At 62.4% G+C, this 12,964-nt stretch carries 10 protein-coding genes; 6 read left to right on the top strand and 4 right to left on the bottom strand.

Going from position 1 to position 12,964, the window contains the following annotated elements:
• Positions 1-14 precede the first annotated feature (14 nt).
• Together recA and VF673_RS11320 are read right to left on the bottom strand one after the other, a co-directional pair.
• The gene (recA, locus tag VF673_RS11325; protein ID WP_320331072.1) at positions 15-1,052 is read right to left on the bottom strand and encodes a recombinase RecA; all 1,038 of its coding nucleotides are present in this window, start codon (positions 1,050-1,052) and stop codon (positions 15-17) included.
• 141 nt (positions 1,053-1,193) lie between these two features.
• The gene (locus VF673_RS11320) at positions 1,194-1,712 is read right to left on the bottom strand and encodes a CinA family protein (RefSeq protein WP_090536765.1); all 519 of its coding nucleotides are present in this window, start codon (positions 1,710-1,712) and stop codon (positions 1,194-1,196) included.
• A gap of 121 nt (positions 1,713-1,833) precedes the next feature.
• Between VF673_RS11320 and mutS the strand changes: the two genes are divergently transcribed.
• The 4 genes from mutS (at position 1,834) to actP (ending at position 7,729) form a co-directional block, all read left to right on the top strand.
• Positions 1,834-4,404: a DNA mismatch repair protein MutS gene (gene mutS, locus VF673_RS11315; protein WP_440292008.1), complete on the top strand. Its 2,571-nt coding sequence runs from the start codon at positions 1,834-1,836 to the stop codon at positions 4,402-4,404.
• 147 nt (positions 4,405-4,551) lie between these two features.
• On the top strand, positions 4,552-4,875 hold the full coding sequence (fdxA, locus tag VF673_RS11310) for a ferredoxin FdxA (protein WP_090536760.1): 324 nt from the start codon (positions 4,552-4,554) through the stop codon (positions 4,873-4,875).
• Between the two features lie 878 nt (positions 4,876-5,753).
• Positions 5,754-6,062 (top strand): DUF485 domain-containing protein, encoded by a 309-nt coding sequence (locus tag VF673_RS11305; protein WP_090536622.1) that lies wholly within the window; start codon positions 5,754-5,756, stop codon positions 6,060-6,062.
• The gene (gene actP / locus VF673_RS11300) at positions 6,059-7,729 is read left to right on the top strand and encodes a cation/acetate symporter ActP (protein ID WP_440292007.1); all 1,671 of its coding nucleotides are present in this window, start codon (positions 6,059-6,061) and stop codon (positions 7,727-7,729) included. Before VF673_RS11305 ends, actP begins: the two co-directional genes overlap by 4 nt.
• A 487-nt stretch (positions 7,730-8,216) precedes the next feature.
• Here the strand turns inward: actP and epmA are convergent, their stop codons facing one another.
• Positions 8,217-9,176: an elongation factor P--(R)-beta-lysine ligase gene (epmA, locus tag VF673_RS11295; RefSeq protein WP_440292006.1), complete on the bottom strand. Its 960-nt coding sequence runs from the start codon at positions 9,174-9,176 to the stop codon at positions 8,217-8,219.
• Positions 9,177-9,295: 119 nt separating this feature from the next.
• Positions 9,296-9,862: an elongation factor P gene (gene efp, locus VF673_RS11290; protein ID WP_090536618.1), complete on the bottom strand. Its 567-nt coding sequence runs from the start codon at positions 9,860-9,862 to the stop codon at positions 9,296-9,298.
• A gap of 119 nt (positions 9,863-9,981) precedes the next feature.
• Between efp and epmB the strand changes: the two genes are divergently transcribed.
• Both epmB and VF673_RS11280 read left to right on the top strand, forming a co-directional pair.
• Positions 9,982-11,019, top strand: coding sequence for an EF-P beta-lysylation protein EpmB (gene epmB / locus VF673_RS11285; protein WP_440292005.1), 1,038 nt, complete (start codon positions 9,982-9,984; stop codon positions 11,017-11,019).
• A 121-nt stretch (positions 11,020-11,140) separates the two neighbouring features.
• Complete coding sequence (locus tag VF673_RS11280) at positions 11,141-12,916, top strand: molecular chaperone (protein ID WP_440292004.1); 1,776 nt, start codon at positions 11,141-11,143, stop codon at positions 12,914-12,916.
• Positions 12,917-12,964 lie beyond the last annotated feature (48 nt).

Raw genomic sequence — 12,964 nt, 5'->3', positions numbered from 1 at the left:
GGCAAAAAACCCGATCAGCCGTCGATATCGACGTTCTCTTCCACCGCGGTGCTCTTGCTGCCGGCCTTGGGCAGCAACTCGTTACGGATGGCCTGTTCGATCTCTTCCGCCACTTCGGGGTTCTCGGCGAGGAACTTGGCCGCATTGGACTTGCCCTGACCGATCTTGTTGCCCTTGTAGCTGTACCAGGCGCCGGACTTCTCGATCTGACCGATGGACACGCCCAGATCGATGATCTCGGCGTTGTGGTAGATACCGGTGCCGTAGAGGATCTGGAACTCGGCCTGGCGGAACGGCGGCGCCACCTTGTTCTTCACCACCTTGACCCGGGTCTCGCTGCCGATCACCTCGTCGCCTTCCTTCACCGCGCCGGTGCGGCGGATATCCAGTCGTACGGAGGAGTAGAACTTCAGCGCGTTACCGCCGGTGGTGGTTTCCGGGTTGCCGAACATCACGCCGATCTTCATGCGGATCTGGTTGATGAAGATCACCAGGCAGTTGGCGTTCTTGATGTTACCGGTGATCTTGCGCAGGGCCTGGGACATCAGACGGGCCTGAACGCCCACGTGGTGATCGCCCATCTCGCCCTCGATCTCGGCCTTGGGCACCAGTGCCGCCACCGAGTCGACAATGATCACGTCCACCGCGTTGGAGCGCACCAGCATGTCGGTGATTTCCAGCGCCTGCTCCCCGGTGTCGGGCTGGGAGACCAGCAGGTCATCAACGTTGACGCCCAGCTTGGCGGCGTACTCCGGGTCCAGCGCGTGCTCGGCGTCGACGAAGGCACAGGTCGCGCCCTTCTTCTGCGCCTGGGCAATCACCGACAGGGTCAGGGTGGTCTTACCGGAGGACTCGGGACCGTAGATCTCGACAATCCGGCCGCGGGGCAGACCGCCGATGCCCAGGGCGATATCCAGTCCCAGTGAACCGGTGGAGATAGAAGGAATCGCCTGGCGTTCATGGTCACCCATGCGCATCACCGCGCCTTTGCCAAATTGACGTTCAATCTGACTCAAGGCCGCCGACAGCGCCTTCTTCTTGTTGTCGTCCATTGTGCATCCTCTCGGTAGACGGGCACGCGCACGGCCCGGGAAATTCAGAATAGGTGAAACCGCATAACACTGTATATATGGTCAGTATTATTCCACAGTTACTCGCACCCGCCTACCCCCTTTTCAACCAGGGATGGCCAATCATGCGGAACGGTTCACAGCCAGCTTCTCGGCTTCGGCAATCAGCCCCTGCAGACTGTGCAGTACGGTCTGGGCACGCACATCGCGGCGGCTGCCCTGGATCCGCCGGCACTGCGTGAGCACCCCGCGATCGCGCACTGCCCAGGCAAACCACACGGTCCCTACGGGCTTGTCCGGCGTGCCGCCCTCCGGCCCGGCAATACCGCTGACCGCTACCGCCAGATCGGCCTCGGCGGCCAGCAGCGCGCCTTCGGCCATGGCCCGGACCACCGGCTCGCTGACCGCACCGAACTGCTGCAGGTCCTCCTCGGAGACGCCCACCCAGCGGACCTTGCTGTGGTTGGCGTAGGTGACGAAGCCGGTGTCGAACCAGCCGGAACTGCCGCTGATGCGGGTGATGGCTTCGGCGATGCCGCCGCCGGTGCAGGACTCGGCAGTGGTCACCCGCAGGCCCAGCTGACGCAGGGCATTTCCCAGCCGCGCAGCAGCGGAATCGATCAGGGGATCATACTGTGACATCGGTTTCTCCTCCAATGACGAAAGCGCCGGCTCACCGGCCATGCCGGTTTCGCACCGGCACCGTTGTAGCCTAGACTATGCCGCTTCCTGCCCCATTCAGAAACACGCTTCAGGGAATTTCATGAGCCGCGTCGAGAAATCCGTTACCCACACTCCCATGATGCAGCAGTACTTCAGCATCAAGCAGCACCACCCGGACCAGCTGCTGTTCTACCGTATGGGTGATTTCTACGAACTGTTCTATGACGATGCCAAGAAGGCTGCCCGCCTGCTCGACATCACCCTTACCGCCCGCGGCAACTCCGGCGGTCAGCCGATTCCCATGGCCGGCATTCCGTTTCATTCCGCCGAGGGCTACCTGGCCCGCCTGGTGAAGCTCGGCGAGTCGGTGGTGATCTGCGAGCAGATCGGCGACCCGGCCACCAGCAAGGGACCGGTTGAGCGTCAGGTGGTGCGCATCATCACCCCCGGCACGGTCAGCGACGAGGCTCTGCTCGACGAGCGCCGGGACAACCTGCTGGCTGCCCTGGTCGGCAGCGAGCGCGCCTTTGGCCTGGCCACCCTGGACATCAACAGCGGCCGCTTCACAGTCATGGAACTGTCCGGCTGGGAAACCCTGCTCGGCGAGCTGGAGCGGCTGGCACCGGCAGAGCTGCTGATCCCGGATGACTGGGAGAGCGATACCCCCATCGAACGCCGGCGTGCGGTGCGTCGCCGCGCGCCCTGGGAGTTCGATCAGGACAGCGCCTTCAAGGCCCTGACCCAGCAGTTCGGCACCCGGGATCTGGTCGGTTTCGGCTGCGCCGATCTGACCCAGGGGCTGGGTGCGGCAGGGGCGCTGCTCGGCTATGCCAAGGAGACCCAGCGCACCGCCCTGCCGCACCTGCGCAGCATCAGTCAGGAGCGCTTCGAGGACAGCGTGGTGATCGACAGCGCCAGCCGCCGCAATCTGGAGATCGACTGCAACCTCTCAGGCGGCCGGGACAATACCCTGCTGGATGTACTCGACCATACCGCCACCGCCATGGGCAGCCGCCTGCTGGCGCGCTGGCTCAATCGTCCGCTGCGCCAGATGGAGACCCTGCGCGCACGCCAGGACAGCATCGCCGGGCTGATCGAGGACTACCACTACGAGAACCTGCACCCGGTACTCAAGGGCATCGGCGATATCGAGCGGATTCTCGCGCGGGTCGCCCTGCGCTCTGCGCGCCCGCGGGATCTGGCGCGACTGCGCGATGCCCTGGCCGCACTGCCCGAACTGCAGCGCTGCATCGAGTCCATCCCCAGCCAGCATGTACGCAGCCTGGGCGAGACCATCTCCACCTATCCGGAGCTGGCCGACCTGCTGCAGCGGGCCATCATCGACAATCCCCCGGCGGTGATCCGCGATGGCGGGGTGATCCGCGAAGGGTACGACAGCGAGCTGGACGACCTGCAGAACATCAGCGAGAACGCCGGCCAGTATCTGATCGATCTGGAGAACCGCGAACGCGAGCGCACCGGTCTGTCGACCCTCAAGGTCGGCTACAACCGGGTGCATGGCTACTATATAGAACTGTCCCGTGGTCAGAGCGCCCAGGCACCGGCCGATTACATCCGCCGCCAGACGCTCAAGGGCGCCGAGCGCTTCATTACCCCGGAGCTCAAGGAATTCGAGGACAAGGCCCTGTCCGCGCGCAGTCGCGCCCTGGCCCGGGAGAAGCAGCTGTACGACGAGCTGCTGGATCGTCTCAACGAGGATCTGGCCGCCCTGCAGGACAGCGCCGCAGCCCTGGCCCAGCTGGACGTGCTCAGCTGTCTGGCCGAACGGGCGGTAACCCTGGACTACTGCCGGCCGGAGTTCGTCGAGGGCAGCGGCCAGCTGTGCATCGAGCAGGGACGTCACCCGGTGGTGGAAAAGGTGCTGGATGGCCCCTTCGTCGCCAACGATCTGGAGCTGACGCCGGAGACGCGCATGCTGGTGATCACCGGCCCGAACATGGGCGGTAAATCCACCTACATGCGCCAGACCGCCCTCATCGTGCTGCTGGCCCATATCGGCGCCCATGTCCCGGCGGCCCGCGTGGTGCTGTCGCCGATGGATCGCATCTTCACCCGCATCGGCTCCAGTGATGACCTGGCCGGCGGTCGTTCCACCTTCATGGTGGAAATGAGCGAAACCGCCAATATCCTGCACAACGCCACGGACGCCAGTCTGGTGTTGATGGACGAGGTCGGTCGCGGCACCAGCACCTTCGACGGTCTCTCGCTGGCCTGGGCCGCCGCCGAATATCTGGCCGGCTTGCGCGCCTTCACCCTGTTCGCCACCCACTATTTCGAGCTCACCGCTCTGGCCGACAGCGATCCCAGCGTCGCCAACGTTCACCTCAACGCCACCGAACACAACGAGCGCATCGTCTTCCTGCACAACGTGCTGCCGGGGCCGGCCAGCCAGAGTTACGGTCTGCAGGTGGCGCAACTGGCCGGCGTACCCCGCCCGGTGATCGAACGGGCCCGTCAGCACCTGGCCACGCTCGAGCAGCAGAGCCTGGATCAGGGCAGTCGCGGAGCCCAGATGCAGCCGGTGCAACCTGACCTGTTCGCTGCCGCGCCGCACCCCGCCGCCGAGGCGCTGCATCAGCTCAGCCCGGACGACATGAGCCCCCGGCAGGCGCTGGAACTGCTATACGAATGGAAGAAGCGCTGGGGCTGATCTTTCACAAATGATATTCATTATCATTGATCGATCAGGAAAAGCAGCCGAACGTGGGCAAAAATGCCGCATCGGCTGCCCCAGCCGAAAATTTGCTGCTAGAATACGCGCCAACTTTGTGACTGCCTTTTTCTGGAGAAACCTGCCATGACCTTCGTTGTGACCGACAACTGCATCAAGTGCAAGTACACCGATTGCGTTGAGGTATGTCCTGTCGACTGTTTCTACGAAGGCCCGAACTTTCTGGTGATCCACCCGGACGAGTGCATCGACTGCGCCCTGTGTGAGCCCGAGTGCCCGGCCAACGCGATCTTCGCCGAGGATGAGGTGCCCGAGGATCAGCAGCAGTTCATCGAGCTCAACGCCGAGCTGGCAGACATCTGGCCGAACATCACCGAGAAGAAGGACGCCCTGCCCGACGCCGAAGAGTGGGATGGCGTGCCGGACAAGCTGCAGCATCTGGAGCGTTGAGTTCCACAGCAGCAAGGGACCCAAAAGAAAGGGGGCTGACCGCGAGGTCAGCCCCCTTTCTTGTTCTTGTTCGTGGCCTTTACAAGTCGGCAGACCGCAGATCCGATGTCCTCGACGACTCGTAGTGCCATACCTGTCCGGCCACTGGTGCTATCTGCGGACGACAGCCTGAACAGAGCGACCAGCGGATAACAGGCTGTGCAGACACGCCCCTGCCCTGCAATAATGGGCTGTCGGCAAATCGCGCGCACAAAAAAGGCGGGGTTGCCCCCGCCCGCGATTTTGCGCTATCCCTACATGCCGTCCTTAAGCCAGCCTTCCCTTGCTGTCACCTTCCTGATGATCCCTGGCCCAACTCCCTGTCAGGCAGCACAATCCGTTGCGCGTGGACTCATCATACACGTAAAAGGTTCCGGCACAACACTGAGAACTGTCTCACACTTTAGGGTGACAAAAATTATAAATTGTTATATATCAATAACTTGCGAATTTACCTCTGAACAAAATCCTATCGAGCGCACATGACGAAGTCGCGATTTCGTACGCCAGATATAGCCAATTTCCTACACGACCAGCGCTGCGAAAAACTTTGTCCGTTTCCTACGACTAAGGTCGGCTTTCCTCATTTCCGCACTGTTTTACAGTTCTGACAACAGCCACTATCCGGCGAGAACAAGAACAATATGACTCAGAACCAGCTGTGCCGGCGCTCTCCGTCGCCCGGCGTCACCCATGCATCCGCAATATGCACATCGTGCGGCCCGGCCGTCCGACTCGAACTCCAATCCATCACACCTGAAGCAGGAGGACACCCCGCGCCCGACCCACATCCTTAACGCCCTGTCTGCGTACAAGCACCACCACCCAGGAGAACAACAATGCAAAAAGATGTAGTGGAGCAAGTGCTCAACCACCCGAAATACGCGGCGTTAGTCAAAGGACGCACGCGAGCCAGCATGATTTTCTTCAGCCTGACGCTGGTCATTTATGCCGGCTTCATCCTGACCATGGCCTATCTGCCTGATGTATTCGCTCGCCCCCTGGGGCCGGACTGGACCATGAGTGTGGGCCTGTGTGTCGGTCTGCTGGTGGCCTGCAGCGCCGTCATCCTGATCGCGCTCTACGTGTACTTTTCCAACAAGTGGTTCGACCCGCTGCTGGCAGAAATCGTGAGGGACGTGCAATGAGAACAATCTCCAAGCTGATGTCGGCCGCCCTGCTGGCTGTCGCCGCCCCCGCCGCCTTTGCCGAAACCGGTCATGGCGCCAATACCGAAGCCATCATCATGTTCCTGCTGTTCATCGCCGGGACCATGGGCATCACCTGGTGGGCAGCACGACGGACGCAGACCACTTCGGACTTCTATACCGCCGGCGGCGGTATCAGCGGCTTCCAGAACGGTCTGGCCATCGCCGGCGACTACATCTCGGCAGCGTCCTTCCTCGGGATCGCCGGCATGGTCTATGTCTCGGGCTACTACGGGGTGATCTACGCCATCGGCTTCCTGTTCGGCTGGCCGGTAGTGATGTTTCTGGTAGCGGAACGCCTGCGTAACCTGGGTCGGTACAACTTCGCGGACGTCACCGCTTTCCGTCTGGAGCAGACACCGGTGCGCATTCTCGCAGCCAGCGCTTCGCTGCTGATCATCGCTCTGTACCTGATTGCGCAGATGGTGGGTGCCGGCAAGCTGATCGTGCTGCTGTTCGGCATCGAGTACAAGTTCGCGGTGGTGATCATCGGCGCGTTGATGATGGTCTATGTATTCTTCGGTGGCATGACCGCCACCACCTGGGTGCAGATCATCAAGGCGGTACTGATGCTCAGCGGCGGTACCCTGCTGTCGGTGCTGGTGCTCTATGCCTTCAACTTCAGTCCCGACGCCATGCTGGCCGAGGCTGTGACCGTGCATCCCTACGAGGCGGAACTGATGTCCCCCGGCGAAGCTGTCACCAGCAATCCGCTCAATGCCCTGTCGCTGGGTCTGGCACTGGCCTTCGGTACTGCCGGCCTGCCGCACATCCTGATGCGCTTCTTCACCGTTTCCAGCGCTCAGGAAGCACGCAAGTCGGTAATCTGGGCCAGCAGCTTCATCGGTTACTTCTATATCCTGACCTTCATTATCGGCTTCGGCGCCATTGCCCTGCTGGTACGCAATCCGGAGTTTTTCCACACCGGGCCCGACGGCAGCTTCAACATGCTCTCCGATCTGATCGGCGGCACCAACATGGCCGCGGTGCACCTGTCCAACGCCGTAGGCGGCAGCCTGCTGCTGGGCTTCCTGGCGGCGGTGACCTTCGCCACCATCGTGGCGGTGGTCGCCGGTCTGGCCCTGGCCGGTGCGGCGTCCATCTCCCATGACCTGTACGCCAACGTGATTGCCCGCGGTCGCTCCACCGAGAAGCAGGAGATGCGTATCTCGAAGATCTCGATTCTGGTGCTGGGCGTGCTGTCCATCCTGCTGGGCATCATCTTCGAGGATCAGAACGTCGCCTTCATGGTGGGCCTGGCCTTCGCCATCGCTGCCAGTGCCAACTTCCCGGTTCTGGTGCTGTCGATCTCCTGGCGTGGCTGCACTACCCGGGGCGCAGTGATGGGCGGCTTCATCGGTCTGGTAGTGGCGACCCTCTGGGTGGTGCTGAGCAAGACCGTGTGGGTGGATGTGTTCGGCAATGCGGAACCCATCATTCCCTTCCCCAACCCGGGTATTGTCTCGATCCCGCTGGCCTTCATTGCCATCTGGTTCTTCTCGATCACCGACCGCACGGCCCGTGCCGAACGTGAACGTGCGGCCTTCGAGGCACTGACCGTGCGCAGCCAGACCGGTATCGGTCGAAGCGGTGCCGTAGCCCACTGATCTGTCGACAGACAGCCGCAATCCCCGGAGGTGGTATTACTCCGGGGATTTTTGATTTATCGCTCACGCTGCTGTAGAGAACGCTGCTTGAGTGCTCTGGGTGTCTGTGCAGGCCTCTGCGCTGCTAAAGCCCCTCTGATGCGAGTCCGTGCGAGCCTCTGCGTTGGTACGCTTCTGCTACGACACGCCGTAAACCCATCCCTGGGGGCTCGTTGATGTCATCCCTGACATCAAACGGTCGTATCAGCAGCGTCCCGACGCAACGGCGGAAACTCCCAGTGGCTGAGGGTTTTACTTCGAGCGGTTCGGAGCGTGTAGGCGTGCTGGGGTGCAGGGTTGTGCCGACCGTCGGTTTTCAGGGATGAAAACCGCGAGCCCCCAGGGATGTATTCACGGCGTGTCGGTACGGCCCTGCACCCCAGCACGACCTCATTCCAAGCTCACAGCCAAGGCATACCAACGCCGAGGCTAACACTGCCTCGGCAAGCTAGGCCCTACCCAGGGGAAACGCAATCACCTCATCTATGCTGCTGGCACCGAGCGCCAGCATCACCAGCCGATCCACACCCAGCGCCACCCCGGCGCATTCGGGCAGCCCCTGGCGCAGCGCATCGATCAGGTGCTGATCGATCGGCAGATCTGGACGCTGATAGCCGCGCCGCAGCTGCTGGTCGGCGGCAAAGCGGGCCGCCTGTTCATCGGCGTCGGTGAGTTCGAAGTAACCGTTGGCCAGCTCCATGCCCTGAATGAACAGCTCGAAGCGCGCCGCACTGGGTACCCGATCGTCAGCTTCCACCACCCTGGCCAGCGCCGCCTGGGAGGCGGGGAAAGCGTAGACCATGGTCGGCTCGTGCAACTGCGGTTCGATGCAGTGGGAGAACAGCAGGTTCAGCCAGCCGTCCCGGTCCAGCTCACCGCGGAAGCCGCAGTGCTTGTGCCCCAGCCGGGCCAGCTCATCGATGGTGCAGGAGTGGATGTCTACCTGCAGGTACTGCTCGAACAGGGCCGCATAGGTCACCCGGCGGGAGCGCTCGCAGCCCAGCACAGCGTGCACCAGATCATCCACCTCATCCATGAGCCGGTGATGATCGAAACCTACCCGGTACCACTCCAGCATGCTGAACTCGGGATTGTGCCGGCGGCCGCTTTCGCCGTTGCGATAGACCCGGCAAAGCTGCCAGATGCAGCCGCTGCCCGCGGCCAGCAGACGCTTCATCGGGTATTCGGGGGAGGTGTGCAGGTACAGGGTCTGGGCCTGGCCTCCGCCTTCGGGCAGGTAGTCCGTGGCGAAGGGGAACAGGTGAGGATCGCTGACGGCGGCGGCCGACAGGGTCGGGGTTTCTACCTCGAGCACACCCCGCGCGCCGAAGAACTCGCGGATACGTCCGATGATCCGTGCCCGTTGGCGCAGGTTGCTCAGCGAGGCGGTGGGTTGCCAGTGATTCATGGAATACTCCGGGGAGAGGGATCAGCCCTGCGTTGCAAGGGGTATCGGAAAGGCTGTCCACAAAACGCAAACCGGGGCCTGAGCCCCGGTTTGCCGTACTGCATTCGACCCGGTCCGGATCAGACGCGGCCCACGTAGTCGGAGGTGCGGGTGTCGACCTTGAGCACGTCGCCGACGTTGATGAACAGCGGCACCTTGACCACGGCGCCGGTGACCAGCTTGGCCGGCTTGTTGCCGCCGCCGGAGGTATCACCACGCACGCCCGGGTCGGTCTCGACCACTTCCAGCTCGACGAAATTCGGCGGAGTCACGGCAATGGGAGCACCGTTGAACAGGGTCACGGTGTAGACCACCTGCTCCTTCATCCAGTTGATGGCGTCGCCGACCGCTTTCTCGTCCGCTCCTACCTGCTCGAAGGAACCGTCAGTGGCCATGAAGTGCCAGAACTCGCCGTCGGTGTACAGGTACTCCATGTCGCGGTCCATGACGTCGGCACCTTCCAGGGTGTCACCCGACTTGAAGGTACGCTCGTTGACGCGACCGGTCTTCAGGTTGCGCACCTTGACCCGGTTGAAAGCCTGACCCTTGCCCGGCTTGACGTACTCGTTCTCGAGGATCGCACAGGGATCACCGTCGAGCATTACCTTAAGACCCGGCTTGAATTCGTTGGTAGAATAGTTGGCCATAAATTTCCCACTTACAGTTTGAACGGATACATCCGAATACGCGCCGACCCCAGGTCACAGCCGGCATTCCCAGTGAATGCCCGACGGATGTACATGCCACCCATGCGCGGAATTGCCCAATGATACATGGATCTTTAGCGCCTGTTGAGTCTGTCAGCTGGCAAAGCCTGCTGTCGCGCAGCATCACCGACCCCGAACAGCTGCTCAGGCGCCTCGAGCTGGACCCCGCGCTGCTGGCCGGCGCCCGCGCCGGCGCCGCGGATTTCCCGCTGCGCGTGCCCGAGCCCTTTGTCGAGCGCATGCACAAAAGCGACCCCAACGACCCCCTGCTGCGACAGGTGCTGCCGCTGGGTGAGGAGCTGCTGGAACACCCTGATTATGTACTCGACCCCCTCGGCGAACAGCACACCAATACCCGCGCCGGGATCATCCACAAATACCACGGACGCCTGTTGCTGATCGTCAGCGGCGGCTGCGCGGTGAACTGCCGCTACTGCTTCCGCCGTCACTTTCCCTATGGCGACAACAACCTGAGCACCGAGCAATGGCAGCAGGCCCTGGACTATATCCGTGGCGACCAGAGCATCAGCGAAGTCATCTACAGCGGTGGTGATCCTCTGGCCGCCTCGGACAAGCGCCTGGCCTGGCTGACCCGGGAGATCGCGGCAATACCGCATGTGCGCCGCCTGCGGGTGCATACCCGGCTGCCGGTGGTCATTCCCCAGCGGGTTACCAGCGAGCTGATCGACGCCCTGTGCGGCACCCGGCTGCCGGTGGTCATGGTGCTGCACAGCAACCATGCCAACGAGTTTGACGCAGCGCTCGGCAACGCCGTTCTCCGCCTGCGTCAGGCAGGCATCACCCTGCTGAACCAGACGGTGCTGCTGCGCGGTGTGAACGACAGCCTGGAAACCCTGATCTCGCTGAGCGAAACCCTAGGCGATCATGGCATTTTGCCCTATTATCTGCATGTTCTCGATCATGTGAAAGGTGCACAGCATTTTCATGTAGACGACGGAGCGGCCATGGGATTGGCCGCAGAGATGCTCGCCAGACTGCCGGGCTTCCTGGTACCACGTCTGGTGCGCGAGGTGGCCGGCGAAACCAGCAAGACGCCGCTGCCGTTCCAGACCGCAGGTACTCACCGCTTAGCTTGAGTGCTGATGTACTGCTAGTCTGAGCTTACTCATTTCTGGCGTAACGCATGTATTGGACTCCGACTTGATTCCACCTCGATTCAGCCTCAAAGGCCTACAACGGAAGAAAAGAAGAACGGTTATGGACGACGCTACCCACCCCCTGAATCTGCGTGTGCCCGAGCAGACGCTGAGCAAGCTGAGCTTTGCCGACGCCAGCGAGAAAGGCATCGCGCACTGGATCGCCAATCTGCCCAAGGCCAATATCGGCGAAACCGCCCGCCAGCTGTATCAGGGCCTGATCGAGATCAATCAGCTGTCCATCGCCCCGGATCGCCGGCTGGCCATCCTGGAGCTGATTCGCCCCGAGGTCCATTACGTCTGCACCGCGCTGTCGCGTTACTATCTGGACCAGTCCATCGTGCTGGAGGACCGGCCACGCCAGGTGGCCAATCTGGCCCAGTCGCTGCAGAACCACCTGGCCACCGGCTACAAGATAGTAGTGACCCAGGAAGGCAGCATGAAACCCCGTGACCGTGCCGACCAGATGAGTCTGGCGATCGAGCGCGCGATGCGGGCACTCAGCGGCCCTCTCCTGCGCGCCTACCAGCTGTACTGCCCGGTAGCTGACGGCATCTGGCTGGAGATCCATCAGCTGTATCGCCTGGCCCGCCAGCGCAAGCTTCACCAGACCTCGATCAATGACCGCGAGAGCGGCAGCGGTCGCTCTACCACGATTGAACAGACCTATGTGGCCATACTGCTGCTGGGCACCGCACGCCCCAACCAGATGCGCCAGAGCAGCATGACCCGTCTGTACAATGCGCTGGAGAGCTGGAGCAGCATGGCATCTCTGGTCGAGCCGGAATCGCCCAGCGCCCTGTTCATCATCAACCCCGACATGGACTGCCCGCCTCGCTACCGCTCCCTGGTTCAGGCCGAAGACCTGACCGGCAGCCTGGGGCTGGACACCAGCCGGCTGGTGGAAGCCATCAAGAATCACATGCTCGACGGCGAACAGTCCGATCCGCGCCTGGTCATCAGCGAAGGCATGGGGCTGGAGCTGCTGCAGCATGTCAGTGAATCCTGGGGCGATCTGGCCGAGCGCACCTTCAGCCGCCTGCCGGGCCGCGGCGAACTGCGCGTCACCATCGGCATGAGTGCCACCCATTTCCACGTCGCGGACAAGAGCTTCTCGCGCTTCATCAATGCCGAGAACACCAACCCCTTCTCCGAGTCCTCCCAGCGGGCGCGACAGGAAGGCTGGAGCAATGCCTTTGACGGCGCTCCCTCAGTGGAATGGGCCGGCAGTACCGTTGAAAGCATCGATTACAGCGCGGATGGCGAAGACGATGAGGACGGTGCCGAGCATTATCCGGTGCACAACCTGCGCATCGTCAACCACAGCCCGGGCGGCTTCTGTCTGACCTGGCCGCGGGAGGTGCCGCGCCAGCTGCAGGCCGGCGAGCTGCTCGGCATTCAGGAGGACAGGGACCAGAGCTGGAGCCTGGCCGTGGTGCGCTGGATACGCCAGGTTCGCGGCGGCGGCACCCAGATGGGTATCGAGCTGATCGCGCCGCACTGCACGCCCTGCGCGGTCAAGCTGCTGCGCAAGACCGACGACCCCAGCCAATACCTGCGCGCCCTGCTGGTGCCCGAGGTGACGGCCATTGACCGCCCGGCAACCCTGCTGACACCGCGCCTGCCGTTCCAGGTCAACAACAAGGTGATGCTGCTGCTCGGCGGTCAGGAAAAGCGGGCCCAGTTGACCAGCCGCCTCAGTTCCGCCGGCAGCTACAGCCAGTTCGAGTATCAGCTGCTGGACAGCGACCGTGTCGCCGTGAAAAACGAGACGGAAACCACAGGTCTCAGCATTGTCTCCGATGACGACTTTGACTCACTCTGGAAGTCACTGTAGATTCGGCCATAGGGATCCGCAAGGATGATGGGCAGGCTGAGATACAAC

The organism is Halopseudomonas sp. Lyrl_26, assembly GCF_051948695.1.
GTDB lineage: Bacteria > Pseudomonadota > Gammaproteobacteria > Pseudomonadales > Pseudomonadaceae > Halopseudomonas > Halopseudomonas formosensis.
Note: the sequence above shows the minus strand (reverse complement) of the source record. Positions and strands in the feature narration are given on the sequence as shown.

Excerpts from the sequence above, each read along its gene's own strand:
- recA (WP_320331072.1), bottom strand. The coding sequence starts at position 1,052 with ATGGACGACAACAAGAAGAAGGCGCTGTCGGCGGCCTTGAGTCAGATT.
- efp (WP_090536618.1), bottom strand. The coding sequence starts at position 9,862 with ATGGCCAACTATTCTACCAACGAATTCAAGCCGGGTCTTAAGGTAATG.
- VF673_RS11320 (WP_090536765.1), bottom strand. The coding sequence starts at position 1,712 with ATGTCACAGTATGATCCCCTGATCGATTCCGCTGCTGCGCGGCTGGGA.
- epmB (WP_440292005.1), top strand. The coding sequence starts at position 9,982 with ATGATACATGGATCTTTAGCGCCTGTTGAGTCTGTCAGCTGGCAAAGC.
- epmA (WP_440292006.1), bottom strand. The coding sequence starts at position 9,176 with ATGAATCACTGGCAACCCACCGCCTCGCTGAGCAACCTGCGCCAACGG.
- fdxA (WP_090536760.1), top strand. The coding sequence starts at position 4,552 with ATGACCTTCGTTGTGACCGACAACTGCATCAAGTGCAAGTACACCGAT.
- VF673_RS11305 (WP_090536622.1), top strand. The coding sequence starts at position 5,754 with ATGCAAAAAGATGTAGTGGAGCAAGTGCTCAACCACCCGAAATACGCG.
- actP (WP_440292007.1), top strand. The coding sequence starts at position 6,059 with ATGAGAACAATCTCCAAGCTGATGTCGGCCGCCCTGCTGGCTGTCGCC.
- VF673_RS11280 (WP_440292004.1), top strand. The coding sequence starts at position 11,141 with ATGGACGACGCTACCCACCCCCTGAATCTGCGTGTGCCCGAGCAGACG.
- mutS (WP_440292008.1), top strand. The coding sequence starts at position 1,834 with ATGAGCCGCGTCGAGAAATCCGTTACCCACACTCCCATGATGCAGCAG.